The 25358-nt window shown below is 71.9% G+C and carries 21 protein-coding genes and 1 pseudogene; 15 read left to right on the top strand and 7 right to left on the bottom strand.

Annotated elements, in window-relative coordinates; all coding sequences use genetic code 11:
* Positions 1 to 92: 92 nt before the first annotated feature.
* Positions 93 to 1349: a serpin family protein gene (locus tag OG776_RS16945; RefSeq protein WP_329321433.1), complete on the top strand. Its 1257-nt coding sequence runs from the start codon at positions 93 to 95 to the stop codon at positions 1347 to 1349.
* Between the two features lie 227 nt (positions 1350 to 1576).
* Entirely contained in the window at positions 1577 to 2686 is a 1110-nt protein-coding gene (locus OG776_RS16950) for a pyridoxal-phosphate dependent enzyme (protein ID WP_148014709.1), read from the top strand.
* 108 nt (positions 2687 to 2794) lie between these two features.
* Here OG776_RS16950 and OG776_RS16955 read toward each other — a convergent pair whose 3' ends face one another.
* A complete protein-coding gene (locus OG776_RS16955) occupies positions 2795 to 4975 on the bottom strand; it encodes a DEAD/DEAH box helicase (RefSeq protein WP_187286102.1) in 2181 nt (726 codons plus the stop codon).
* A gap of 144 nt (positions 4976 to 5119) precedes the next feature.
* Between OG776_RS16955 and OG776_RS16960 the strand changes: the two are divergent.
* Positions 5120 to 5266 (top strand): annotated as a pseudogene (locus tag OG776_RS16960) (type II toxin-antitoxin system RelE family toxin); the annotation flags it as partial.
* A 136-nt stretch (positions 5267 to 5402) separates the two neighbouring features.
* Here OG776_RS16960 and ychF read toward each other — a convergent pair.
* Positions 5403 to 6491: a redox-regulated ATPase YchF gene (gene ychF / locus OG776_RS16965; RefSeq protein ID WP_148010277.1), complete on the bottom strand. Its 1089-nt coding sequence runs from the start codon at positions 6489 to 6491 to the stop codon at positions 5403 to 5405.
* Positions 6492 to 6667: 176 nt separating this feature from the next.
* Here ychF and OG776_RS16970 point away from each other — a divergent pair, with 176 nt between their 5' ends.
* Complete coding sequence (locus OG776_RS16970; protein WP_261994625.1) at positions 6668 to 7276, top strand: DUF6542 domain-containing protein; 609 nt, start codon at positions 6668 to 6670, stop codon at positions 7274 to 7276.
* Between the two features lie 61 nt (positions 7277 to 7337).
* Here OG776_RS16970 and ppgK read toward each other — a convergent pair whose 3' ends face one another.
* Positions 7338 to 8087 carry a polyphosphate--glucose phosphotransferase gene (ppgK, locus tag OG776_RS16975; protein ID WP_148010276.1) on the bottom strand — a complete coding sequence of 250 codons (750 nt, stop codon included), beginning with the start codon at positions 8085 to 8087 and terminating at the stop codon, positions 7338 to 7340.
* Between the two features lie 29 nt (positions 8088 to 8116).
* Positions 8117 to 9166 (bottom strand): 4-hydroxy-3-methylbut-2-enyl diphosphate reductase, encoded by a 1050-nt coding sequence (locus OG776_RS16980; protein WP_148010275.1) that lies wholly within the window; start codon positions 9164 to 9166, stop codon positions 8117 to 8119.
* A 151-nt stretch (positions 9167 to 9317) separates the two neighbouring features.
* Between OG776_RS16980 and xseA the strand changes: the two genes are divergently transcribed.
* From xseA to OG776_RS16995, 3 genes are all read left to right on the top strand, one after another.
* Complete coding sequence (gene xseA / locus OG776_RS16985) at positions 9318 to 10526, top strand: exodeoxyribonuclease VII large subunit (RefSeq protein ID WP_148010274.1); 1209 nt, start codon at positions 9318 to 9320, stop codon at positions 10524 to 10526.
* A 9-nt stretch (positions 10527 to 10535) separates the two neighbouring features.
* Complete coding sequence (locus OG776_RS16990; RefSeq protein ID WP_329326454.1) at positions 10536 to 10769, top strand: exodeoxyribonuclease VII small subunit; 234 nt, start codon at positions 10536 to 10538, stop codon at positions 10767 to 10769.
* A 147-nt stretch (positions 10770 to 10916) separates the two neighbouring features.
* Positions 10917 to 11507 (top strand): malonic semialdehyde reductase, encoded by a 591-nt coding sequence (locus OG776_RS16995; RefSeq protein WP_148010272.1) that lies wholly within the window; start codon positions 10917 to 10919, stop codon positions 11505 to 11507.
* Between the two features lie 662 nt (positions 11508 to 12169).
* Here OG776_RS16995 and OG776_RS17000 read toward each other — a convergent pair.
* Positions 12170 to 12688: a DUF4245 domain-containing protein gene (locus OG776_RS17000; RefSeq protein WP_148010271.1), complete on the bottom strand. Its 519-nt coding sequence runs from the start codon at positions 12686 to 12688 to the stop codon at positions 12170 to 12172.
* Positions 12689 to 12813: 125 nt separating this feature from the next.
* On the opposite strand from OG776_RS17000, the gene glpX reads away from it, so the two are divergent.
* Positions 12814 to 13845 (top strand): class II fructose-bisphosphatase, encoded by a 1032-nt coding sequence (gene glpX, locus OG776_RS17005; protein ID WP_148010270.1) that lies wholly within the window; start codon positions 12814 to 12816, stop codon positions 13843 to 13845.
* Positions 13846 to 14042: 197 nt separating this feature from the next.
* Here the strand turns inward: glpX and OG776_RS17010 are convergent, their stop codons facing one another.
* Both OG776_RS17010 and OG776_RS17015 read right to left on the bottom strand, forming a co-directional pair.
* Positions 14043 to 14414, bottom strand: a complete 372-nt coding sequence (locus tag OG776_RS17010) for a WhiB family transcriptional regulator (RefSeq protein ID WP_148010269.1) — start codon at positions 14412 to 14414, stop codon at positions 14043 to 14045.
* A gap of 200 nt (positions 14415 to 14614) precedes the next feature.
* Positions 14615 to 15307: a DUF1707 SHOCT-like domain-containing protein gene (locus OG776_RS17015; protein WP_148010268.1), complete on the bottom strand. Its 693-nt coding sequence runs from the start codon at positions 15305 to 15307 to the stop codon at positions 14615 to 14617.
* Between the two features lie 231 nt (positions 15308 to 15538).
* On the opposite strand from OG776_RS17015, the gene OG776_RS17020 reads away from it, so the two are divergent.
* From OG776_RS17020 to OG776_RS17050, 7 genes are all read left to right on the top strand, one after another.
* A complete protein-coding gene (locus tag OG776_RS17020; RefSeq protein WP_148010267.1) occupies positions 15539 to 17206 on the top strand; it encodes a fumarate hydratase in 1668 nt (555 codons plus the stop codon).
* 297 nt (positions 17207 to 17503) lie between these two features.
* Complete coding sequence (locus OG776_RS17025) at positions 17504 to 17863, top strand: SH3 domain-containing protein (RefSeq protein ID WP_329321444.1); 360 nt, start codon at positions 17504 to 17506, stop codon at positions 17861 to 17863.
* Between the two features lie 245 nt (positions 17864 to 18108).
* Positions 18109 to 18954 (top strand): helix-turn-helix domain-containing protein, encoded by an 846-nt coding sequence (locus tag OG776_RS17030; protein ID WP_329321446.1) that lies wholly within the window; start codon positions 18109 to 18111, stop codon positions 18952 to 18954.
* Between the two features lie 86 nt (positions 18955 to 19040).
* The gene (locus tag OG776_RS17035) at positions 19041 to 20444 is read left to right on the top strand and encodes a class II fumarate hydratase (protein ID WP_148010264.1); all 1404 of its coding nucleotides are present in this window, start codon (positions 19041 to 19043) and stop codon (positions 20442 to 20444) included.
* A 116-nt stretch (positions 20445 to 20560) separates the two neighbouring features.
* On the top strand, positions 20561 to 21253 hold the full coding sequence (gene fomD, locus OG776_RS17040) for a cytidylyl-2-hydroxypropylphosphonate hydrolase (protein WP_148010263.1): 693 nt from the start codon (positions 20561 to 20563) through the stop codon (positions 21251 to 21253).
* Positions 21254 to 21569: 316 nt separating this feature from the next.
* On the top strand, positions 21570 to 23720 hold the full coding sequence (locus tag OG776_RS17045) for a SpoIIE family protein phosphatase (RefSeq protein WP_329321448.1): 2151 nt from the start codon (positions 21570 to 21572) through the stop codon (positions 23718 to 23720).
* A 162-nt stretch (positions 23721 to 23882) separates the two neighbouring features.
* A complete protein-coding gene (locus OG776_RS17050) occupies positions 23883 to 25346 on the top strand; it encodes a catalase (RefSeq protein ID WP_148010262.1) in 1464 nt (487 codons plus the stop codon).
* The last annotated feature ends 12 nt before the right edge of the window (positions 25347 to 25358 follow it).

Below are 25358 nucleotides of genomic sequence, written 5' to 3' on the forward strand. Positions count from 1 at the left end.
CGGTGACGCGGACCGTCCCGGCACCGGCGCCGGGGAACACATGACCGATGTACGGCTGGGCGCATCGTAAGCGGGGCGGGGGCAGGGGCGGAATGCGGATCACGAACACGACGGTCCGAGCGGTCAACGGGCTGACGGCCCGTTGGGCGGGGACGATGTCCGGCGGAACGGTCTTCTCGGCGGCCGGGGTCTGGCCGCTGCTGGCCTTCCTCGCGGACGGAGCGGGCGGCGCGGCCCGCACGGAGCTGGCGGACGCCCTGGGGCTGCCGGCCGGTGAAGCGGCGGCCGCGGGACGCGAGTTGCTGGGCGCGCTGCGGGCGACGCGTGGCCTCGACCCGGCGCTCGGGCTGTGGACCGCGCGGACCCTGGAGCCGCGGGAGGAGTGGGAGGCGGGCCTGCCGGTGGAGGCGCACGGCGCGCTCACCGGACAGCCCGAGACGGACACGGCGGCGCTGGACGCCTGGGTGCGGAAGCGGACGGACGGGCGGATACCCCGGCTGCCGCTCGGCCTCACCAAGGACACCGAACTGGTACTTGCGAGCGCGTTCGCCCTGCGCACCGAATGGTTCCGGCCGTTCACCGACGGCGTCGTGGAGCCCCACACCGGCCCGTGGCAGGGCCGGACGCTGCGGGGGCTGTACCGCGGCACCGCGCTCCTGGACCGGGTCGGTGTGGCCGACACACCGCACGGCGCCGTCACCGAGCTGAAGGTCCTCGGCACCACCGGCGTCGACGTCCATCTCCTGCTCGGGGAGGAGCGGATGAGCCCGGGTCAGGTCCTCGGCGCGGGCGTGGACGTCCTGGCGCGCCGGTTCAGGACCGTTCCCGGGCACGAGCTGCCGTACGGGGAGGCGGGCCCCGGTCTACGGGTGGTGCGCGAGCGGTCCACGGTGCCGCGGCCGCCGTCCCTGGAGGTCACGACCGTGGCCTTCGACCTCGCCGCGGACCACGATCTCCTCCGTTCGCCCGAGCTGTTCGGGCTCGGTTCGGCGAGCGACTCCCGGCACGGGCACTTCCCGGGGATCAGCCGCGGACCGCTGGCCGTGGGGTCGGCCCGGCAGTCCGCCACCGCGGCCTTCGGCGCCCTCGGCTTCCGCGCCGCCGCCGCGACAGCGGTCTCCATGATGGCGGCGGGCCTGCCCGACCTGCGGTACGTCACCACCACCGTCGAGGCCGTTCTCGACCGCCCCTTCGGTTTCCTCGCCCTGCACCGCACCTCCCGCCTGGTCCTCGCGGCCGGGTGGGTCGGCGACCCGGAGCCGTTCGCGGAGGGGGACGGGTACGGCTGGGAGGAGGACGGGTTCGGAGAGGACGGGTTCGGTGAGGAGGCGGGACGGGCGGAAGGGTGACACCGGCGCACGGGCCGGCTCGGACGGGGATCCGTCGCCGCCCGCACGTCCGTTGCCGTCCGGGACCCGATCGCGGCGAGGGACCCCATCGCGGCAGGGGGCGCGTTTCCCCGCCGGAAACCCGATCCCGGCCGGGGCGCGTTCCCGACTGGTCTCACGAAGGCGGGAATCGGAACGGTGCGGGAGCCCTGCGGCGACCGGCCGTCCCGCGCGCATAACCTGCGCACATGACAGCTCTGCCGGATTGTTTCTGCCCGACGGACGGCACGCGCGTCCCCGGCGGTTCGCTCGACTGGTGCTGCCCCGTCTGTCGCGGCCCGCTCGACCTGGACTTCTCCCCGACCCCCGCGTCGCTCAAGTCCCTGACCGGGCGGGTGAACTCGCTGTGGCGGTACACGGAGTGCCTGCCGCTGGCCGCGCCCACCGTCAGTCTGGGCGAGGGCCGCACTCCCCTCGTGACGCTGCGCGAGGGCGTCTCGGCGAAGCTGGACTTCCTGATGCCGACGCTGTCGTTCAAGGACCGCGGCGCCGTCCTGCTCGCCGAACTGGCGCTGCGGCTGGAGCCCCGGCGGGTGCTCGCGGACAGCAGCGGCAACGCGGGGACGGCGATCGCCGCCTACTGCGCGCGGGCGGGGCTGCCCTGCACGGTGTACGTCCCCGCGGGCACGTCACCGAAGAAGCTGGAGCAGATCGAGGCGCACGGCGCGCGGCCGCGGATCGTGGACGGGGACCGGGAGGCGGCGGCCCGTGCGGCGCGCGAGGCCGCGGACGAGCCCGGCACCTTCTACGCCTCGCACGTGTACAACCCGTACTTCCTGCACGGTACGAAGACGTATGTGCACGAGCTCTGGGAGGACCTCGGCGGACGCCTCCCCGACGTCCTCGTCGTCCCGGTCGGCAACGGGACGCTGCTCCTCGGCGCCGCGCTCGCCGTCGCCGAGCTGCACGGTGCGGGGCTCATCGACCGGCGCCCCGCGCTGTACGCGGTCCAGGCCGCCGCCGTGGCCCCGCTGGCGCGCGCCTGGGAGGAGGGCGCGGACGACCTCCTGGACGCCGTCCCGACGGCGCCCACCGTCGCCGAGGGCATCGCCGTACCGCGTCCCCCGCGGGCCCGTCAGATCCTGCGTGCCGTCCGCGACTCCGGCGGCACCTTCCTGACCGTGACGGAGGACAGCATCCGCCACGCGCAACGAGACCTGGCGTCGCAGGGCCTGTACGTCGAGTCGACGGGCGTGGCCTGCTGGGCGGCCGTGCGCGAGGGCGTCCTCGGCACCCGGTCGGCGGTGGTACCGCTGTGCGGGGCAGGGGCGAAGACGGGGCTCGCAGGGGCGTGGTGACCGGGGCGTGGTGACCGGGCGGTCGGGGCCGTCACGGCCACCGGGGGTTCGGGTCCAGGTGACCGCAGGGGGCCGGCTCGCGCTCCCTCACCCCGTACGCCCCGGCGTTCACTCGGCGGCCGTGAGCCTCTCGTCCGACATGCCCAGGCGTGCCTGTTCCTCCTCGACGATCCGCCGTGCCAGTTCGGTGTCCGACACGTCGACCGCGTCCGGGGTGGCTTCGGCCACCGCGCTGCGGCGGGCGTAGGCGTCGAACAGGCGGGTCTTGGCCTCCAGCATCCGCACCAGGCGTTCGTCCACACCGCCGGTGGCCAGGAGGCGGTACACGCGGACCGGTCTGACCTGGCCCATCCGGTGGGCCCGGGCCACGGCCTGGTGTTCGATGGTCGGCTTGATCTGGGGTTCGCAGATGACGACCACGGAGGCGGCCTGCATGTTGAGGCCGACGCCCGCGGCCTGGATCTGCGCCAGGAGCACCGCGGGACCCGGGGCTCCGGCGAAGTCGTCGACGATCTGCTGCCGCCGTCCCGCCGGGACGCCTCCGGTGAGCGGACCGAACACGGCGATGCCGTCGCTGTCCATGGCCGCGAGCGCTTCCTCCACCACGCGCAGGACGTCCTTGAAGTAGGAGAAGACCACCGTCTTCTGCCCGTTCTCGCCGGCCTCTCGGACGATCTCCCGGAGCCGGTCCAGCTTGGCCGACTTCTCGGGACGCGCGTACGCGGCCCTGCGCATCGCCATGAAATTGCCCGCGCCCACGGCCTCGCGGTAGGCCTCCTCGTCCGAGGCGCTCAACTCCTCCCACTCGTCGGTCCGCTGGAGACTCGGGAGTTCCGTCAGCACGTCCTCCTGGTTGCGCCGCAGGTAGACCGGGGCCACGGCCTTGCGGAAGGCGACCGATCCGGCCAGTGCGTCCCTTTCGCCGAGGGACTCGGCGATGCCGCCGTCGAGCATCCGGACCAGGTTGCGGAACTCGACGACCCTGTTCTCCATCGGGGTTCCGGTCATGAAGAGGGTGCGCTCGCAGCGGTCCGCCCACTGGGCGACCGCCTGGGACCGCTTGGCCGCCGGGTTCTTCACGGAGTGCGCCTCGTCGACCACGAGCAGCCCGACCCGGCCGCCGTCCGGCGCGGGAAATCCGCGCAGTGCGTCGAACGTGGTCACCACGACACCGCCCCGCCCCTCCCAGTCGGCGAACGCGTAGTGCCGGTCGGGGCCGTGGAGCACCGTGACCCGCAGGGCGCTGCGGGCCTCGATCTCCCGGGTCCAGTTGACGAGGACGCTCGCCGGGCAGACGACCATGAAATGGGTCTGCCCCCCGGCGGCCAGGTGTGCCATCACGGCGATCGCCTGGATGGTCTTGCCCAGCCCCATCTCGTCGCCGAGTATCACCTTGCGCTGCGCGAGCGCGAACCGCGCGCCGAACGCCTGGTACCCGCGCAGGGAGACCCGCCGGTGCGTGTCGTCGAGGTCCTGGGCCCGTACCCGCTCGGCGATCTCGTCCGGCAGGAAGCCCTCGGACGCGGCCGCGTCGGGCAGCCGTCCGGAGATCTCGGCGAGCAGGCTGTAGTACTCGGCGGACCTCAGCTCGAAGTCCACCCGGGCCGCGAGGTCGGACGACGGCCCCCGGAGCAGGTCCACCGACGCCTGCGCGAACAGCTCGGGCAGGCCCGCCCGTTCCGCCTCGTCCACCAGCGACCGGACCTCGGTGACGGCCGCCACGGCGCGGGCCTTCTTCTCCCGGCCGGCCAGGAGCATCCGGATGCGTCCCGCGGCGGGCCGGGCCTCCGCGAGCAACGGACCGAGCCGTAGCGACAGGGCGGCGGCCCGGTCGACCGCGCGCCGGGCGTCCGGTCCGGCCTCCACCAGGACGTGCAGGGCCATGACGAGCGCGGTGGTGGCCGGATCCGGCCGGTCAACGTCGATGTGGACGGCCACGGTCTCGTGGACGGCCTCGGAGAGCCGGCGGGCCGCGGCGAGCATCTGGTCGACGGTGCGCTGCCCGACACCGGGAATCTGCCGCAGCCGGTAGGGGCCCGCATCCAGAACGCTGCCGAGCGTGCGCAGTCCGCTCTTCTCGACGCTGCCCAGCCGCAGCCGCCCTTCGGTGACGTCCTGGAGCCGGGCGACGGGGATGGCGTCCAGCTCCCGCCTGACCGCCGCGGCGTGGATCGGCGCGAGCGCCGCGCGTACCGCCTCCACGGCCTTCCCGTGGTCCGCGCCGAGCGCCTGCGCCGCCTCGTACAGTCGCGCTCCCCTCGCGACCGTGTCCCGCTCCCCACGCCCCACGTCTCCCGCCCCTCTCACGACCTCCCCGCATCCTCCCACCGCCGACGCCGACCCCGCCGAGCCCGCCGAGAACGCACCGGACGGGACCGAGAACCCTCCGCCCGCTCCGGGTACTCGCCGATCTCACCGGGGGCGAAACGAAGGATGCCAGCCCGCCGTTCCCCCAGCCGTCGTGTACACACGGGGCACTCGGCACGGGTTGGCGACCACCGCGTCGTCTGCACGATCGACAACGGGGAACTGGTGGTCTGGGTCGTTCATGTGGGGCACCGGTCCACCGTTCACGGCACCCGACCCCCGCTGACCACACGTCAGAACATCCAGCGCCCGTCCAGCACGGGGACGACGAAGGGGTCGGGCTCGTCAGAGCCCGACCCCTTCCGACACGTACGTTTGACCCAATACCTCACACGCAGTAGGTGTACGGCTACACGTTGAACCGGAACTCCACCACGTCCCCGTCCTGCATCACGTAGTCCTTGCCCTCCATGCGGGCCTTGCCCTTCGCGCGGGCCTCGGCGACCGAGCCGGTCTCGACGAGGTCTCCGAAGGAGATCACCTCGGCCTTGATGAAGCCCTTCTGGAAGTCCGTGTGGATCACGCCGGCCGCCTCGGGGGCCGTCGCGCCCTTCTTGATGGTCCAGGCGCGGGATTCCTTGGGGCCTGCCGTCAGGTAGGTCTGCAGGCCGAGGGTGTCGAAGCCGACGCGGGCCAGGGTGGCGAGGCCGGGCTCCTCGGCGCCGACGGACTCCAGGAGCTCCATCGCGTCCTCCTCGTCGAGCTCGGCGAGGTCCTGCTCCAGCTTGGCGTTGAGGAAGATCGCCTCGGCGGGGGCGACCAGGGCCCGCTGCTCGGTCTTGAAGTCCTCGTCGACCAGCTCGTCCTCGTCGACGTTGAAGACGTAGAGGAACGGCTTGGTGGTGAGCAGGTGCAGGTCGTGCAGCAGCTCCTCGTTGCCGGAGCCCTGGACGATGCCCTGGGAGAAGAGGGTGTCGCCCTTCTCCAGGATCTCCTTCGCCGCCTCGACCGCCGCGACCTTGGGAGCGATGTCCTTCTTGATGCGCGACTCCTTCTGGAGGCGCGGCAGGACCTTCTCGATCGTCTGGAGGTCCGCGAGGATCAGCTCGGTGTTGATCGTCTCGATGTCGTCCTTGGGCGAGACCTTGCCGTCGACGTGCACGACGTTCTCGTCCTTGAAGGCACGGATGACCTGGCAGATGGCGTCCGACTCGCGGATGTTCGCGAGGAACTTGTTGCCCAGGCCCTCACCCTCGGAGGCGCCCTTCACGATGCCCGCGATGTCGACGAAGTCCACCGTGGCCGGCAGGACGCGCTGCGAGGCGAAGATCTCGGCCAGTCTGGTCAGCCGGGCGTCGGGGACACCGACCACGCCGACGTTGGGCTCGATCGTGGCGAACGGGTAGTTGGCCGCGAGCACGTCGTTCTTGGTCAGGGCGTTGAACAGGGTCGACTTGCCGACATTGGGCAGACCGACGATTCCGATCGTGAGCGACACGTTGCGACTTCCCGTACGTGAGGATGGGCGAAGGGCCCCTTGGACTGCTCGGGCCGATCCACCAGTCTACGGCGTGCCCGCTCCCCTACCGGCGACCTGTCGAACGCATGGCCAAGGTCCGTTCATCGGCGTGTCTGAGGACCTGTTCCACACATAAACCGACCTAAGTTGGTCCAGTGGAGCAACACAGGACGCGTCCTCCCCAGTACCGGCCGCGACGCGACGCGCCTCTTCCCGCCCAGGCGGGGCGGGGCGCGTCCGTCGGCGTACAGAAGGGCGGGGCACCCGCACGACGGCCCGCGCCGCTGCCCGCACGCGGGGGGCGGCGGCTGCCGAACCCCCGGCTGACCGGACTCGGCGGCGGGCTGTTCTGCGGTGCGTCGATGTTCCTCCTGGCCTGTCTCGACGAGTTGCTGTTCGGGGCGTCGCCCGCCGTGTACGGCGTGCTGTTCCTGCCCGTCTCCGCGCTGACCGCGCTCTGGGTACGACGCGGTGACCTCGTGAGCGCGCCCGTGGTGGTGCCGATCGCGTTCGCGTTCGGGCTGCTGCCGCTCGCCGGCGGGGGCGGCGGGCTCAGCGGGCGCCTCATGGAGCTCGTCACCGCGCTGGCCACACAGGCGGGCTGGCTGTACGGGGGGACGCTGATCGCCGGTGTCATCTCGACCGTCCGCAAAGCGCGGCAGATGACCCGCCGGGCCGCGCAGCGGCGGAGCCAGGCCGCCGGGACCCCTCGGGGCGGCGGACCGACCACCCCTCCGGCGCGGTCGGCCGGGCAGCTCGGCTAGGAGCCGGGTGCGGAGGGCGGGCCCGCCGAAGGGCGCCGTCCCCCGCCTCCGGCGCACGGACCTACGACGCCGTCTTCGCCGCTCTCATCGCCGCGCCCACGATTCCCGCGTTGTTCTGCAGCTGGGCCGGGACGATCTCCGCCTTGATGCCCTCGATCAGGGGGAGGAACCTGTCCGCCTTGCGGCTGACGCCGCCGCCGATGATGAACAGCTCGGGGGAGAACAGCATCTCCACATGGGCGAGGTACTTCGTGACCCGCCGGGCCCAGTGCTCCCAGGTCAGCTCGTGGTCCTCCTTGGCCTTGGTGGAGGCACGCTTCTCCGCGTCGTGACCACCCAGCTCCAGGTGGCCCAGTTCCGTGTTGGGGACCAGCTCGCCGTCGATGAAGAGCGCGCTGCCGATACCCGTGCCGAAGGTGAGCAGCAGGACCGTGCCCCGCCGGTCGCGGCCGGCACCGAACTGCATCTCGGCGACGCCCGCCGCGTCGGCGTCGTTCAGCACCGTCACCGGGAGGCCGCCCAGCCGCTCGCCCAGCAGGGCCCGCGCGTCGGTGTCGACCCAGGCCTTGTCGACGTTCGCCGCCGTGCGGATGGTGGCGCCGTCGGCGACCACGCCGGGGAAGGTGATACCGACGGGCCCTGTCCAGCCGAAGTGCCCGACGACCTCTTTCACGCCGTCCGCCACCGCGTCGGGCGTCGCCGGATGCGGAGTGAGCACTTTGTGGCGCTCCTCCGTCAAATCGCCGCGGTCCAGGTCCACAGGGGCGCCCTTGATCCCGGATCCGCCGATGTCCACACCGAAGATCTGCATGGCCCTACGTTACGTCGTACGACTGACAGTCACTTCTCGGAAGTACCGGACGCAGCGGACGTCACGGAGGAACCGGACACGCCGCTCGTCCGCTGCTCCACCAGGGCCGCCGCCTCCGCGCGCAGGTCGCGGCGGAGCTCCTTCGGCAGCGAGAAGGTGATGGACTCCTCGGCCGCCTTGACGATCTCCACGTCCTCGAAACCGCGGGTGGAGAGCCATTCCAGGACCTGCTCGACCAGGACCTCGGGGACGGAGGCGCCGGAGGTGACACCGACGGTCGTCACTCCGTCCAGCCAGCCCTCGTCGATCTCGTCGGCGAAGTCCACGAGGTGCGCGTCGCGGGCACCCGCCAGCTTGGCCACCTCGACGAGGCGGACGGAGTTCGAGGAGTTCTTCGAGCCGACCACGATGACGAGGTCGGCCTCCTCGCCCATCTGCTTCACGGCGAGCTGACGGTTCTGCGTGGCGTAGCAGATGTCGTCGCTGGGCGGGGAGATGAGCTGCGGGAACTTCTCCTTGAGGGCGTCGACCGTCTCCATGGTCTCGTCGACCGACAGCGTGGTCTGGGAGAGCCAGACGACCCTGGACGGGTCGCGGACCTCGACCTTGGCGACGTCGCCCGGGCCGTCCACGAGCGTGATGTGGTCGGGGGCCTCGCCGGAGGTGCCGATGACCTCCTCGTGGCCCTCGTGCCCGATCAGCAGGATGTCGAAGTCCTCGTTCGCGAAGCGGACCGCTTCCTTGTGCACCTTGGTGACCAGGGGGCAGGTCGCGTCGATGGTGGCGAGCCGGCCGGCGGCGGCCTCGTCGTGGACGACCGGGGCGACGCCGTGCGCGGAGAACATGACGATGGACCCCTCGGGGACCTCCGCCGTCCGCTCGACGAAGATCGCGCCCTTCTTCTCCAGGGTCTGCACGACGTACTTGTTGTGGACGATCTCGTGGCGGACGTAGATCGGGGCCCCGTACTGCTCCAGGGCCTTCTCGACGGCGATCACGGCGCGGTCCACGCCCGCGCAGTAGCCACGGGGGGCGGCGAGCAGGACACGGCGGCCAGGCGAAGCAGTCATGCACCCCATCGTAAGGCCGCACCCGGCAGGCGGTGGATCGCCTCCTCCGTGGAGCCGGTTGAGCCGATGGAGCCGGTCGGTCCGATGGCCCCGGTGACGGAACCGAGGGCTTCCGGTGCGCGCGGCCGTGTTGTCGGACCCTGCCACTACGCTCGGGCGCATGGCTCTGAACACGTCCGCGGACGCTCCGCTGCCCGTCGGAGAGGTGTCCCGGCTCATCGGGGGATGGATCGACCGGCTCGGCGCGGTGTGGGTCGAGGGGCAGATCACCCAGTTGTCGCGGCGTCCCGGCGCGGGTGTCGTCTTCCTGACGCTGCGCGACCCGTCGCACGACATCTCGGTGAGCGTCACCTGCTACCGGCAGGTGTTCGACGCCGTGTCGGACGTGGTGAGCGAGGGCGCCCGCGTCGTCGTCCTCGCCAGGCCGGAGTGGTACGCGCCGCGCGGCCAGCTGTCGTTGCGCGCCACCGAGATCAAGCCGGTGGGTGTCGGTGAACTGCTGGCCCGTCTTGAGCAGTTGAAGAAGGCCTTGGCGGCGGAGGGGCTGTTCGCGGCCGAGCGGAAGAAGCCGCTGCCGTTCCTGCCCCAGCTCATCGGGCTGGTGTGCGGGCGGGCCTCCGCGGCCGAGCGGGACGTGCTGGAGAACGCGCGGCACCGCTGGCCCGCCGTCCGTTTCGAGGTGCGCAACGTCCCCGTCCAGGGGGTGCACGCGGTGCCGCAGGTCGTGCAGGCCGTGAAGGAGCTCGACGCGCTCGACGGCGTGGACGTGATCGTCGTGGCGCGGGGCGGCGGCAGCGTGGAGGACCTGCTGCCCTTCTCGGACGAGCAGCTCGTCCGGGCGGTCGCGGCCTGCCGTACGCCGGTCGTCTCGGCGATCGGGCACGAGCCGGACACCCCTCTCCTGGACCTGGTGGCCGACCTGCGGGCCTCCACGCCGACCGACGCGGCCAAGAAGGTCGTACCGGACGTGGGCGAGGAGTACGAGCGGGTACGGCTCCTGCGCGACCGCGCGCGCCGTAGCGTCCGCTCCCTCGTCGAGCGCGAGGAGCGCGGGCTCGCGCACGCGCTGGCCCGGCCCTCGATAGAGGACCCGCACCGGATGGTCGACGAACGCGCGGAGCAGGTCGCGTCGCTCCTCGACCGCGGCCGGCGCACGCTCCGCCACCTCCTGGACCGCGCGGACTCCGAGCTGACGCACACCCACGCGCGCGTGGTGGCGCTCTCCCCGGCGGCGACCCTCCACCGGGGGTACGCGGTGCTGCAGCGGGCCGACGGGCAGGTGGTCCGGGACCCGGACGAGGTGACGGCGGGCGAGGCGCTGCGGGCGCGGGTCGCCGAGGGTGAATTCTCCGTACGAGTGGATGCATAGGGTGGGCGCATGACCGGCAAGGTGGACGAAACGCTCGGGTACGAGCAGGCGCGGGACGAGCTGATCGAGGTCGTGCGCCGGCTGGAGGCGGGCGGTACGACCCTGGAGGAGTCGCTCGCCCTCTGGGAGCGCGGCGAGGAGCTGGCCAAGGTGTGCCGGCGCTGGCTGGAGGGCGCCAGGGCCCGGCTCGACGCGGCCCTGGCGGAGGAGGGTCCGAAGGAGGTGGACGCGGGCGCCGAGTGACGCCGTCGGGCCGTCCGCCGGGTTTCCCGATCTTGTGAAGCGGGTCACCCGGCGCATTTTTTGGTTGAAGCTTAAATTTTCTCGGGTACTGTCGTTCCTGCCAACCGATCCCATGGATCCACCGCACGTCCCGAGAAGGTTTCCCCCATGTCTCTTGTCCTTGACCCCGCCGCCCAGGACCTGCTGTTCCGTGAGGCCCGCACCTCGAACACGTTCACCGACGAGCCGGTGACCGACGAGCAGGTCCAGGCGATCTACGACCTGGTCAAGTACGGCCCGACCGCCTTCAACCAGTCGCCGCTGCGCATCACCCTGGTCCGCTCCACCGAGGCGCGCGAGCGCCTCGTGAAGCACATGGCCGAGGGCAACCAGCCGAAGACCTCCACCGCCCCCCTCGTCGCGATCCTCTCCGCGGACAACGAGTTCCACGAGGAGCTCCCGACCCTCTTCCCGCACTTCCCGGCCGCCAAGGACGTCTTCTACTCGGAGCGCCCGGCCCGTGAGGGTGCCGCCTCGCTGAACGCCGCGCTGCAGGCCGCGTACTTCATCATCGGCATCCGCGCCGCCGGCCTCGCCGCCGGCCCGATGACCGGCCTCGACTTCGCGGGCGTCCAGAAGGAGTTCCTGGACGACGACCACACCCCGCTGATGGTCGTCAACATCGGCAAGCCGGGCGAGGACGCCTGGTTCCCGCGCTCCCCGCGTCTGGACTTCGACCAGGTCGTCACGACCGTCTGACCCGGCCGGCGGCACCACGGCCGCACCGTGGTGACCGTCCGCCCGCGGACATCGAGAAGGGCCCCCGTCAATGGCGCCGGGGGCCCTTTCTCCGTCGGTCGGCCATCGGCGGCCGACGGTACCTGGCGGCTCGGCCGCAGGCCGCAGGCCGCAGGCCGCAGGCCGCAGGCCGCAGGCCGCAGGCCGCAGGCCGCAGGCCGCAGGCCGCAGGCCGCAGGCCGCAGGCCGCCAGGATGGTGGCCGCACGATGACGGCCCCCGCACGTCCGCCAGGGTGCTCCCGTGTGCGGGAACGCGCCTGTCGCGTCGGCGGGTCCGGCGCACCACCCGGGGAACGTCTTTGCCCGGCCGTCAGTGCGCGGGCGCCCCGTCGGCGCCCCGGCGCGCGGCGCAGCGGTCGGATCGGACGTGTCCGCGTCCGCGGCGCACCGCCCGGATCAGGCGTGCCATGTCCGCGGCGCACGGCCGCGGCGGCCGCACGCACCCCGGCCCGCGGCCCTCGGCCCACCGGGCACACCGTCTGCCACCGGCAACACGCGGCCGGACCGGGCACACGCTCTCCCGGGGTGCGCCGACGCACCCCGGCACACGCACGGTCGCCCGCGGCAGACGCCCGTGCGGATCGTGCGCACCCTCGTCCGCGGCAGCCGGGCACGCGGCCGGCTACGACGTCTTCAGCGCCCCGGCCATCCTGGCGAGCTGCCCGAACGACGCCGTCCCGGTCACCACCGTCGTCGAGCCCTTGCCCCGCAGCACGAGGGCGTCGTACTTGTCGCCCTCGTACCGCTCCCACGTGCGGTCGCCGATCCGCTCGGTGGCCTTCGTGGCCGCGGCGCCCTGGCTGGCCGAGTCGATGAACGCGGCCGCCCGCTGAGTGGACTGCTCGATCGCCACGTACTGACCTTCGGGATCGTGGAAGCCCAGGTGCCAGGCGTCGAACGCGGCGCCGTCGTACCGCACCGACGTCGCCTTCCACGTCCCGGGCAGCCCCTCGGGGGCCGCCACCGGATACGACGCCGCGCGACGCGCCGTGAGCAGCTCGACACGGTAGTCGACGCGCTTGAGGGGAGGCTCGGAGTCGTCGTGCGGGATGAAGATGTAGATGACGCCCGCCATGATCCCGATCAGGCCCAGGGAGAGAAGCATGTCCCGGACCGTCTGCTTGCCTTTCGTACCAGCCACGCCCCTATCGTCGCAGGTGCCCTGGCCTGCTCATCCGTGGGGCCCCCTGCTCATTCTGTCGGCCTGGCGATAGAGTCGGGACACACCCTCATCCGGCCGTCGTCGTATCAGAAAGGTGCGCTCCGATGACCGAGCATCATCTGCCGTCCGAACTCGAGGTCCCCTCCGAGGCCCCCGACCGAAATCTCGCCCTGGAACTCGTCCGGGTCACCGAGGCCGCCGCGATGGCCGCCGGCCGCTGGGTCGGCCGCGGCGACAAGATCGGCGCCGACGGCGCCGCCGTACGCGCCATGCGGACCCTCGTCTCCACCGTCTCGATGAACGGCGTCGTCGTCATCGGTGAAGGTGAGAAGGACGAGGCCCCGATGCTCTTCAACGGGGAGCGTGTCGGCGACGGCACCGGTCCCGAGTGCGACATCGCCGTCGACCCGATCGACGGGACCACGCTGACCGCCAAGGGCATGACCAACGCGATCGCCGTGCTGGCAGCCGCGGACCGCGGCACCATGTTCGACCCGTCCGCGGTCTTCTACATGGACAAGCTGGTCACCGGCCCCGAGGCCGCCGACTTCGTCGACATCAACGCGCCCGTGTCGGTGAACATCCGCCGGGTCGCCAAGGCCAAGCGTTCCACCCCCGAGGACGTCACGGTCGTCATCCTCGACCGGCCGCGCCACGAGGGGATCATCAAGGAGATCCGCGAGACCGGCGCCCGGATCAAGCTGATCTCCGACGGTGACGTCGCGGGCTCGATCCTCGCGCTCCGCGAGGGAACCGGCATCGACCTGCTGCTCGGCATCGGCGGGACGCCCGAGGGCATCATCTCGGCCTGCGCGGTGAAGTGCCTGGGCGGCACGATCCAGGGCAAGCTGTGGCCCAAGGACGACGACGAGCGGCAGCGCGCGCTCGACGCGGGTCACGACCTCGACCGGGTGCTGTTCACCGACGACCTGGTCTCCGGCGAGAACGTCTTCTTCGTCGCGACCGGCATCACCGACGGCGAGCTGCTGCGCGGGGTGCGCTACCGCGCCGAGGTGGCGACGACCGAGTCGATCGTCATGCGCTCCAAGTCCGGCACCGTCCGCCAGATCACCTCCCAGCACCGGCTGAGCAAGCTGCGGGCGTACAGCGCGATCGACTTCGACCGCGCGAAGTAGCCCGACGGGCCGGACGACCCGGACGGGCCGCGTACGGACACCACGTCCGTGGCGGTACGTCCGGGGTGCGCGTCCGGGGGCCGGAGCCGCGCGTACGGAGAACCCCGTGCGTACGGAGAACCCCGTGCGTACGGAGAAGACAGAGATGAGGGGCGCCCCCTGTGCGGAGGGGGCGCCCCTTTCCCGTCGCGTTCCGGCTAGCCGGCCGCCGCTATCGGGCCGCGCGCGGCCTTCTTCAGCTCCAGGTCGCGGCGGCGGCGCCGGGCCAGCACCACCCGGCGCTCGGCGGCGGTCAGGCCGCCCCACACCCCGTACGGCTCGGGTTGCAGCAGCGCGTGTTCACGGCACTCGACCATCACGGGACAGCGGGCGCAGACGCGCTTGGCCGCCTCCTCGCGGGACAGCCGGGACGCCGTGGGCTCCTTGGAAGGGGCGAAGAACAGGCCGGCCTCGTCCCGCCGGCACACCGCCTCCGTGTGCCATGGGGCTTCCTGATCCCTGTCCCGCACTGGCGCCCGCTGGGCCGGAACGGCAGCTACCTGCAGGGACTGATGCGGCGGTTGCAGCACGGTCTACTCCTGACGACGGCTTCGCGAGCGTGCCGGGCCCCGCGGGAACTCCCGCGGCGCCCTCCAAGAGACGATGCAGCAAGGCCTACCCGCTGTGCGCGCGCCTATGCACTGAGTCCCAAGAGCGGAGTCCGGCGTTCACGACGGGGCGCGCACGGCACCGGACCGGCGCGTCCCGCACGTCGTGGGATTCACTCGCGTCAACGGTCCAGGTGCTTGCGCAAACTCCGGTCCACCCGGTCCATCGCGCGGTCGAGGATGTCCGCGACCAGCTTGCCGCGCTTGGGCCGCGCCTCGACGTTGCCCAGCACCGCGAGGCCCTCGACGTAGATCACGGGGGCGTCGGGGTCGCCCGAATCCAGTGTGTCCGCCTCGAAGTTGCCGAGGACCCCGCCTCCGCTGCTGCGCAACGACACGTTCTCCGGGACGCGGATCTCCACGTTGCCGAAGACCGAGATCGCCTTGATCGCCACCTGCTGGTACTCGAAGATCGCCTCGCTGAGGTCGATCTCGACGCTGCCGAAGACGGCGTACGCGTGGATACGGCGGCCCGCGCGCCAGCGGCCCTTGCGCATCGCGGTGCTGAACACCGCGACCACGTTCTCGTCGGGCTCCGCCGGGACGGCGCCGAGCCGGGGGCGGTTCGGCGCGCTCGCGTAGGCCGCCGCGCCGCGGCCCGTGTGGGCGGCGGGCAGGTCCCGGACGAACTGGTCGAGCTCACCGACCGTCTTGGTGGCCAGCACCCCTTCGACCCGCTCCGCGTGCTCGTCGGAGGTGAGGCGCCCCTCGGCGAGGGCCTCGCGCAGGATGTCGGCGATCCGGTCGCGGTCGGCGTCCGAGGCGCGCAGTTCGGCGTCGGCGGCACGGGTTTCGGTGCGCTTCTGAAGGTCCACGGCAGCAGCGTACCCAAACGCGATAGATCGCGACTAGGGGTGGGGGCGAAGAGGTCGTCCCGAACTGAGCCTTACCTCACAGGCTCACGGCCCGCACCAGGTTCTAGGCTGGTGGACGCCCGCTGACGGAGGCCGGCCTCCGCCGAGTGAGCGTGGTCGGGCTCCCGGTAAGGGCCTCGGCGCCCCCGAGGCGAACCGAGCACCGAGAAATCAAGTGAGGAATGGGCGAAGATGCCTGAGTTCGCGTACACCGATCTGCTCCCCCAGGGAGAGGACACCACCCCGTACCGGCTGGTGACCTCCGAGGGTGTCTCCACCTTCGAGGCCGACGGGCGGACGTTCCTCAAGGTCGAGCCGGAGGCGCTGCGCACGCTCGCCGCCGAGGCGATCCACGACATCCAGCACTATCTGCGGCCCGCCCACCTGGCCCAGCTGCGCCGGATCATCGACGACCCCGAGGCGTCGGCCAACGACAAGTTCGTCGCCCTGGACCTGCTGAAGAACGCGAACATCGCGGCCGCGGGCGTCCTGCCGATGTGCCAGGACACCGGCACGGCGATCGTGATGGGCAAGCGGGGGCAGAACGTCCTCACCGAGGGCGGCGACGAGTCGGCCCTGAGCCGCGGCATCTACGACGCCTACAAGAACCTCAATCTGCGCTATTCGCAGATGGCTCCGCTCACCATGTGGGAGGAGAAGAACACGGGCTCGAACCTGCCGGCGCAGATCGAGCTGTACGCGACCGACGGCGGCGCCTACAAGTTCCTCTTCATGGCCAAGGGCGGCGGCTCCGCGAACAAGAGCTTCCTGTACCAGGAGACGAAGGCCGTCCTGAACGAGTCCTCCATGATGAAGTTCCTGGAGGAGAAGATCCGTTCGCTCGGCACGGCCGCCTGCCCGCCGTACCACCTGGCCATCGTGGTCGGCGGGACGAGCGCCGAGTACGCCCTGAAGACGGCGAAGTACGCCTCCGCGCACTACCTGGACGAGATCCCCGCCGAGGGCTCCGAGCTGGGCCACGGCTTCCGGGACAAGGACCTGGAGCAGAAGGTCTTCGAGCTGACGCAGAAGATCGGCATCGGCGCGCAGTTCGGCGGCAAGTACTTCTGCCACGACGTGCGGGTGGTCCGCCTCCCCCGGCACGGCGCGTCCTGCCCGGTGGCGATCGCCGTGTCGTGCTCCGCGGACCGTCAGGCCGTCGCGAAGATCACCGCCGAGGGCGTCTTCCTGGAGCAGCTGGAGACGGACCCGGCGCGCTTCCTGCCCGAGACGACCGACGAGCACCTCGACGAGTCGGGCGACGTCGTGCGCATCGACCTCAACCAGCCGATGGACGACATCCTCGCCGAGCTGACCAAGTACCCGGTGAAGACCCGTCTCTCGCTCTCCGGCCCGCTGGTCGTGGCCCGCGACATCGCGCACGCCAAGATCAAGGAGCGGCTCGACGCGGGTGAGGAGATGCCGCAGTACCTGAAGGACCACCCGGTGTACTACGCCGGTCCGGCCAAGACCCCCGAGGGCTACGCGTCCGGCTCCTTCGGCCCGACGACGGCCGGCCGCATGGACTCCTACGTGGAGCAGTTCCAGGCGGCGGGCGGCTCCAAGGTGATGCTCGCGAAGGGCAACCGGTCGGCGCAGGTCACCCAGGCGTGCGACAAGCACGGCGGCTTCTACCTCGGCTCGATCGGCGGACCCGCCGCCCGTCTCGCCCAGGACTGCATCAAGAAGGTCGAGGTCGTCGAGTACGAGGAGCTCGGCATGGAGGCCGTCTGGAAGATCGAGGTCGAGGACTTCCCGGCGTTCGTCGTGGTCGACGACAAGGGCAACGACTTCTTCCAGAACCCGGCCCCCGAGCCGACGTTCACCCACATCCCGGTGCGGGGCCCCGGGCTCGCGTAGCGCCTCTCGGGGCGGCCGGGGAGTCGATCCACCCCCGCGCCGCCCCACCACGCCCCTTCGCGCTCCCTTCCGGCTCCCTTTCCGCTCCGTCCCGGCTTCCGTCCGCCGTTCCCTCCGGCACCCCGGCGGTCCCGGCGGCCGTCCCGGGACGCCCGGACCGCGCAGGTCACACACCTGCACGATGTCCCATTTCGTCCCAGGAACAGTGGGACGGCATCTTTGCGCGCTTTGCCGTGAACACTCCGCAATGACCGGATCGCAACCCGTGGTCCGCAGGTCATCTCGGAGGGAAATAGCATGATCAGTCGCATGGTGCGCAAGGGGCTCGTGGCCGCGGTCGCGGTCGCCGCCGTCTTCCCGGCGACCGCCGTCGCCTCCACCGTCCCGGCCGCGCGGACCACCGCCGTCCGGCACGCCGCCCACCACCACGTACGGGGCCTTGTGACGACCCACCACACGCGGCTGCTCGTCCGCTCCGGACCGGGCACCGCCTACCGGGTCGTCGGTTCGCGTCCGGACGGACACGTGGTGTCGCTGTCCTGCAAGAAGCGGGGATCCGCCGTCCGGGGCAACCACCGCTGGTACCGCCTGGCCCACCACCGGGGGTACGTGTCCGCGCACTACGTCCGCACCGGCGGTGGCGTCCGCTGGTGCTGACGGGCGTGCCGGCGCCCGGCTCCTGAGTTCCGACGCCTCCTGACGGGGTGGGGGTCCACCCCGTCAGGAGGTCCTACGAGTCGATCAGCCGACCACCCGACCACCCCACCGGTGCCGGAACCACAGGTCAACTCCCCTTCATCATCCGGTTCGCATTCGGGCGACCCGGGTGTGCGCGGGCACGCGAAGAGGGAACGGATCAGGCGGCCACCCCGGCACGGTGAGGGAGCGAGATGGAGAGCCACGTGACGGTCAAGAGACAGCCGCTGCTGCCCGACCCCTCGGACGACGCGGAACGACCCGACGAGGAATTCCTGGTGGAACGGCTGCGGGGGCTCAGGCAGCGGACCGGGCTGAGCCTGGCCGCGCTGGCCGCCGTCACCCCGTTCAGCAAGTCGACCTGGCACCGCTATCTGAACGGCGATCAGTTCCCGCCACGCTCGGCGGTCGAGTCCCTCGGCCGGCTCGCGCAGACCGATCCCGGTCCCCTGCTCTCCCTGTGGGACGCCGTGTCCAGGAGCCGGTGCGGAGCGGTCGGCCTGCCCGCGCAGGCCCCGCCCCCACGGGTCCCGTCACCACAGGGCCAGGCCCCGGACGCGCCGGTTCGGGGCCGGCGCGTCCGGTCGCCGCACCGCGCCGTCATCGCCCTCGCGGCGGTGGCGGCCGCGACGATGGCGGTCACCGCGGGCGCCGCCGAGGTCCTCGACACCGATCCCGCGCCCGCCGCCGCCTCCTGCCGCGGCCACGGTTGCCAGGGACTGTTCCCCACCTCCGAGACCTGTGGCCGTGACGCGCGTACGGAGAGCGCGGTGCGGCGCGCGGGCGAGGTCGTGCTGCTGCGGTTCTCCGCGTCGTGCTCCACGGTCTGGTCCGAGGTCCGCACCCGAGCCGGCGGGGCGCGGGAGATCTCCGTCCGGGCCGGCCGGGACGAACTGTCCGCCACCTATCCGGGCGACCCGGCGGACGGCTACAGCAGCCCGATGCTGGCCGCGGCGAGCCCGCGCGGAGCGGAGGCCTGCGCCGAGGTGGCCGGCCGCGTCGCGTGCACCGCACCCGTCGGCGCGGCCCCCTTCGGCGCCGTCCGGCGGTGACTCCCGCCGGGACGCGGGAGCACCGCACCGGCGTCCGGGAACACGGGACCCGTCCCCGATGCTGTCCCCACTGGAGGTGACCGGCAATGGCCGATGAACAGGCAGCAGCCCCGTACCGGATCGAGCACGACTCGATGGGAGAGGTCAGGGTGCCCGCGGACGCGAAGTGGCGGGCCCAGACCCAGCGGGCCGTGGAGAACTTCCCCGTCTCGGGGCAGCGGCTCGAACGCGCGCACATCGAGGCGCTCGCCCGGATCAAGGCGGCGGCGGCCAAGGTCAACGCCCGGCTCGGGGTGCTCGACAAGGACGTGGCCGAGGCGGTCCAGGAGGCCGCGTCCGAGGTCGCCGAGGGACGCTGGGACGCGCACTTCCCGGTGGACGTCTTCCAGACGGGCTCCGGCACGTCCTCGAACATGAACGCCAACGAGGTCATCGCCACGCTCGCCACCGAGCGGCTCGGCCAGGACGTCCACCCCAACGACCACGTGAACGCCTCGCAGTCCTCGAACGACGTCTTCCCCTCCTCGATCCACATCGCCGCCACCGCGGCGGTGACCCGGGACCTCGTCCCCGCGCTCGACCACCTCGCCACCGCCCTGGAACGCAAGGCGCGGGAGTTCGCCGACGTCGTGAAGTCGGGGCGCACCCACCTGATGGACGCCACCCCCGTGACTCTCGGACAGGAGTTCGGCGGATATGCGGCCCAGGTGCGCTACGGGATCGAACGGCTGAACGCCTCGCTGCCCCGGCTCGCGGAACTGCCGCTGGGCGGGACGGCCGTGGGCACCGGCATCAACACGCCGCCCGGGTTCTCCGCCGCCGTGATCGCGGAGGTGGCGCGGGACACCGGACTGCCGCTCACCGAGGCCCGCGACCACTTCGAGGCGCAGGGCGCGCGGGACGGCATCGTCGAGACGAGCGGACAGCTGCGGACCATCGCGGTCGGACTGACGAAGATCGCCAACGACCTGCGCTGGATGTCGTCCGGACCGCGCACCGGCCTGGCCGAAATCAGCCTCCCCGACCTGCAGCCGGGTTCCTCGATCATGCCGGGCAAGGTCAATCCCGTCGTCCCCGAGGCCGTGCTGATGGTCGCGGCCCAGGTGACGGGCAACGACGCGACGGTCGCGGTCGCCGGTGCCGCGGGCAACTTCGAGCTCAACGTGATGCTCCCGGTCATCGCGAAGAACGTCCTGGAGTCCGTCCGGCTGCTCGCGGCCGTCTCCCGGCTGCTCGCCGACCGGACCGTCGACGGGATCGTCGCGCACCGCGAACGGGCCCGCGAGTACGCCGAGTCGTCGCCGTCCGTCGTGACACCGCTCAACAAGTACATCGGGTACGAGGAGGCCGCCAAGGTGGCCAAGAAGGCGCTGGCGGAGCGCAGGACCATCCGCCAGGTCGTCCTCGACTCCGGGTACGTGGAGCGGGGCGACCTCACCCTGGAGCAGCTGGACGAGGCGCTGGATGTCCTGCGGATGACGCATCCGTGACACCACCCCCCGCACCGGCGAACGCCGGATGACACCTCTGTTACGCCCTGCGCGCCATGCCGGGAACCGTGACGCGCACCGCAGCGTCGCGTGCCTGGGGCACCTAATATCTGTTCATGGCAGAGGGTGGAGCGGTGAGACGAGTGGCAACGGGCGGCCCGGCGACGTACTGGGCCCCCGGGAGTCACATCCTGTGGCGGTACCGGGAGAACGCCGGTGAGCGCTTCCACATCTGCCGTCCCGTGACCGTCGTACGGGACGACGCGGACCTGCTCGCGGTATGGATGGCGCCCGGCACCGAATGCGTCAAGCCCGTGCTCGCCGACGGCACCCCGGTGCACGGAGAACCGCTGGAGTCCCGCTACACCAAGGCGCGTTCGGTGCGCCGGGACCGCTGGTTCGGCACCGGGGTGCTGAAGCTGGCGCGTCCCGGCGAACCCTGGTCGGTATGGCTCTTCTGGGAACCGGGGTGGCGTTTCAAGAACTGGTACGTGAACCTGGAGGCCCCGCTGACCCGTTGGGAGGGCGGCGTCGACTCCGAGGACCACTTCCTGGACATCTCCGTGCACCCGGACCACAGTTGGCGCTGGCTCGACGAAGACGAGTTCGCGCAGGCGCAGCGGGCCGGACTGATGGATACTCGACTGGCCGCGCAGGTGAGGGAGGCGGGTCTGCGCGCGGTGGAGGTGATCCGCGCCTGGGGCACGCCGTTCGCGGACGGCTGGCAGCACTGGCGTCCGGATCCGTCGTGGCCGGTTCCGGCCCTGCCCGATGACTGGGACCGTACGCCCGCGCACGTGTCCTCATGAGACCCTTGATGCGCCCCCGTGGTACAACCGTAGGATCGTCCTCCGCAAGGGCGCACAGCAGCAACTACCGCGGCATGCGCTGGGCTTGACCATACGTCACCGAGGGGCGGCAGGACGTGAGCGAGGGGTACGAGGGCCACGGCGGTACGGTCGGCGGGCGGCCCGACGGGTCGCGCGGGCCCGCTGGGACGACGGCGTTCCCGTCGGCACACGCCGGGCCCGGCTCGCACGACGCGCAGATTCCGTTCCTGGGGCACACATTCCGGGTATCGGGGCTGCGGGACGAACTGCACGCACGGCGCGCAGCCCCGGACGGATGGATTCGACACGCGTGACGGAGCACCCCACCTCGCACGAGCGCCGCCAGAGCGGCGCCGGCCGGCCCTCCACCCCCGCGGACCCCCGCGGGGCGCTCCTGCATACCCCCGAGGTGCTGCGGGCGCCGGGCGGTTTACCCGCACAGCCCGCCCGTTCGGGTGACGCCCCGGCCGGACCCGCCGCGCCCCACGGCCGGCCCGGGACGCCGGGCACCCAGGCCTCCGCGAGCACCGACGCGCCGTCTCCCTCCGGCACCGGCGCGCCGACACCGCCCGCGTCCCCCGGTCCCGAGCACTCGCAGCCGTCGGCCGCGGAGCCCGATCCGCACCGCCCGCGCCCCGCGCCCGAGGGCATCCCGGCCCAGCCGGTCGACCAGGACCGCGCGCCGGCGAGCGGCGGCAAGGACCGGCGTACCGGACAGGCGGTGCCGCACACGGGCCCGATGCCGATGCGGCGCGACGGGGACCGGCTGCGCTTCGTGGGCGCGGCGACCCGGCGGATCGCCCGCGGTATCGACCTCGACGAGATCGTGATGGGTCTGTGCCGCGCCACCGTGCCGACCTTCTCGGACGCGATCCTCGTCTATCTGCGCGATCCGCTGCCGGTCGGCGACGAGCGGCCCACCGGGCCCCTCGTGCTGCGGCTGCGGCGCACCGACCGGATCCCGGAGGAACGCGACACCGAGAACGGCTTCCTGCCCGCGCTGCGGCCGGAGCCCAGCGAGCTGTCGGCGATGACGGCCGAGCTGTGCGAGGTGCGTCCCGGTGGCGCCCTCGCCGAGGTGCTGCGCGGGGTGCGGCCCGTCTTCGCGGACGCGCCCGCCGCCCGGGCCGCGCTGCCGGAGCTGCTGGGCGACGAGCTGGCCGTGCCCAGCGGCCAGCGCGCGATCCTGGCTCCGCTGCGGGGGCGGCGCCGGGTGATCGGGGCCGCGCTCTTCGTGCGCCGCCCCGAGCGGATGGCGTTCGAGTCCGACGACCTGCTGGTCGCGGCCCAGCTCGCCACGCACAGCGCGCTCGGCATCGACAAGGCGGTGCTGTACGGCCGTGAGGCCTACATCGCCGACGAGCTGCAGCGCACCATGCTGCCCGAGACCCTGCCGCGGCCCACGGGCGTGCGGCTCGCGTCCCGCTATCTGCCGGCCGCGGAGACCGCGCGGGTCGGCGGTGACTGGTACGACGCGATCCCGCTGCCGGGCAGCCGGGTCGCCCTGGTCGTCGGGGACGTCATGGGCCACTCGATGACCTCGGCCGCGATCATGGGCCAGCTCCGGACGACCGCGCAGACCCTGGCCGGCCTCGACCTGCCGCCGCAGGAGGTGCTGCACCATCTGGACGAGCAGGCGCAGCGGCTGGGGACCGACCGCATGGCGACCTGCCTCTACGCCGTCTACGACCCGGTCTCGCACCGGATCACCATCGCCAACGCGGGCCATCCGCCACCGGTCCTGCTGCATCTGGGCGGCCGGGCCGAGGTGCTGCGCGTGCCGCCGGGCGCCCCCATCGGCGTGGGTGGGGTGGACTTCGAGGCGGTCGAGCTGGACGCGCCCGCCGGTGCCACGCTGCTGCTCTACACGGACGGCCTGGTCGAGTCCCGGCTCAGGGACGTCTGGACCGGGATAGAGCAGCTGCGCGAGAAGCTCGCCGCCACCGCGCAGCTCACCGGACCCGACCATTCGCCGCCGCTGGAAGCCCTCTGCGACGAGGTGCTCGACATGCTCGGTCCCGGCGACCGGGACGACGACATCGCGCTGCTCGCCGCCCGCTTCGACGGGATCGCGCCGAGTGACGTGGCGTACTGGTACCTGGAGCCGGAGGACGCGGCCCCCGGGCGGGCCCGGCGTCTCGCGCGCCGCGCGCTGTCCCGCTGGGGCATGGAGGACCTGAGCGACTCCGTGGAACTGCTGGTCAGCGAGGTGGTGACGAACGCCGTGCGCTACGCGTCACGCCCCGTGACGCTGCGGCTGCTGCGGACGGACGTGCTGCGCTGCGAGGTCGGCGACGACGTGCCGCAGCTGCCGAGGCTGCGGCAGGCGCGCGCCACGGACGAGGACGGACGCGGTCTCTACCTGGTCAACAAGCTGGCCAGACGCTGGGGTGCGACCCGGCTGAGCACCGGAAAAGTGGTCTGGTTCGAGTTGGGCCGGGGCTGACGGGGTACCCGACCGGCCACACCCCGGAGCGGCCCCGTACGGGTTCCGGAACCGGACCAGAGCTGGACCGTGTCCAGAAGTTGCCGACATCCCGTCGGCGGAGTTGACTGCTGGGGTGGACGAAGCGACCTAAACACCCTCTTCTCCGACGGGAGGACGCTCGTGACGCAGGCACCCCAGAAGGTTCCGTACACCACGGACAACGTCGGGATTCCGGTGGAGAGCGACGAACACTCGCTGACCGTCGGACCCGATGGCCCGATCCTGCTCCAGGACCACTACCTCATCGAGAAGATGGCCCAGTTCAACCGGGAGCGGGTTCCCGAGCGTGTGGTGCACGCCAAGGGCAGTGGCGCGTACGGATTCTTCGAAGTAACGAATGACGTCAGCCAGTTCACCAAGGCCGACCTGTTCCAGCCGGGCAAGCGCACCGAGATGCTGGCGCGGTTCTCCACCGTCGCCGGCGAGCAGGGCTCACCCGACACCTGGCGCGACCCGCGCGGTTTCGCGCTGAAGTTCTACACCGAGCACGGCAACTACGACATGGTGGGCAACAACACGCCGGTCTTCTTCGTCCGTGACACGATCAAGTTCCAGGACTTCATCCGCTCGCAGAAGCGCAGCCCCGTGACCGGGCTGCGCGACAACGACATGCAGTGGGACTTCTGGACCCTCTCCCCCGAGTCCGCTCACCAGGTGACGTGGCTCATGGGCGACCGGGGCATCCCGAAGACCTACCGCCACATGAACGGGTACAGCTCGCACACCTACATGTGGATCAACGCCGCCGGTGAGCGGTTCTGGGTCAAGTACCACTTCAAGACCGATCAGGGGATCGAGTTCCTCACCCAGTCCGAGGCCGACGAGCTGGCCGGGACGGACGCGGACAAGCACCGCCGGGACCTGTTCGAGTCGATCAAGTCCGGGAACGCGCCGACCTGGAGCCTGAAGGTCCAGATCATGCCGTTCGAGGACGCGGCGGACTACCGCTTCAACCCCTTCGACCTGACCAAGGTCTGGCCGCACGCGGACTACCCGCTGATCGACGTCGGCCGGATGACGCTGGACAGGAATCCGGAGGACTACTTCATCCATATCGAGCAGGCCGCCTTCGAGCCGTCCAACCTGGTGCCGGGCATCGGCCCCTCGCCGGACAAGATGCTGCTGGGCCGGCTGTTCTCGTACCCGGACACCCACCGGTACCGGATCGGCCCGAACTACACCCAGCTGCCGCCGAACCGGCCGCACTCCCCGGTCAACTCGTACGCAAAGGACGGGCCGATGCGGTACGAGCCGTCGAACGCGGCCCGGCCGTACGCGCCCAACTCCTACGGCGGGCCCGCGGCCGACTTCTCCCGCTTCGGCGACCCGGCGAGCTGGCAGACCGCCGGTGAGCTGGTGCGCGAGGCGTACAAGCTGCACCGCGAGGACGACGACTGGGGCCAGGCCGGCACGATGGTCCGCCAGGTCCTCGACGCGGCGGCCCGCGACCGTCTCGTGTCGAACGTCACCGGCCATCTGAAGGCCGGCGTCTCCCGCCCGGTCCTGGACCGCGCGGTGCAGTACTGGCGCAACGTCGACAAGGAGATCGGCGACCGGATCGCCAAGGAGGTCAACGGCGGCTGAGCCGTCCGGACA

It is taken from the genome of Streptomyces sp. NBC_01689, assembly GCF_036250675.1.
In the GTDB taxonomy this organism is placed as follows: domain Bacteria; phylum Actinomycetota; class Actinomycetes; order Streptomycetales; family Streptomycetaceae; genus Streptomyces.

Coding starts and splice junctions, on each gene's coding strand:
- OG776_RS16945 (WP_329321433.1), top strand. CDS start 93: ATGCGGATCACGAACACGACGGTCCGAGCGGTCAACGGGCTGACGGCC.
- OG776_RS16950 (WP_148014709.1), top strand. CDS start 1,577: ATGACAGCTCTGCCGGATTGTTTCTGCCCGACGGACGGCACGCGCGTC.
- ppgK (WP_148010276.1), bottom strand. CDS start 8,087: ATGCAGATCTTCGGTGTGGACATCGGCGGATCCGGGATCAAGGGCGCC.
- OG776_RS16980 (WP_148010275.1), bottom strand. CDS start 9,166: ATGGGGTGCATGACTGCTTCGCCTGGCCGCCGTGTCCTGCTCGCCGCC.
- xseA (WP_148010274.1), top strand. CDS start 9,318: ATGGCTCTGAACACGTCCGCGGACGCTCCGCTGCCCGTCGGAGAGGTG.
- OG776_RS16990 (WP_329326454.1), top strand. CDS start 10,536: ATGACCGGCAAGGTGGACGAAACGCTCGGGTACGAGCAGGCGCGGGAC.
- OG776_RS16995 (WP_148010272.1), top strand. CDS start 10,917: ATGTCTCTTGTCCTTGACCCCGCCGCCCAGGACCTGCTGTTCCGTGAG.
- glpX (WP_148010270.1), top strand. CDS start 12,814: ATGACCGAGCATCATCTGCCGTCCGAACTCGAGGTCCCCTCCGAGGCC.
- OG776_RS17020 (WP_148010267.1), top strand. CDS start 15,539: ATGCCTGAGTTCGCGTACACCGATCTGCTCCCCCAGGGAGAGGACACC.
- OG776_RS17025 (WP_329321444.1), top strand. CDS start 17,504: ATGATCAGTCGCATGGTGCGCAAGGGGCTCGTGGCCGCGGTCGCGGTC.
- OG776_RS17035 (WP_148010264.1), top strand. CDS start 19,041: ATGGCCGATGAACAGGCAGCAGCCCCGTACCGGATCGAGCACGACTCG.
- fomD (WP_148010263.1), top strand. CDS start 20,561: ATGGCAGAGGGTGGAGCGGTGAGACGAGTGGCAACGGGCGGCCCGGCG.
- OG776_RS17045 (WP_329321448.1), top strand. CDS start 21,570: ATGGATTCGACACGCGTGACGGAGCACCCCACCTCGCACGAGCGCCGC.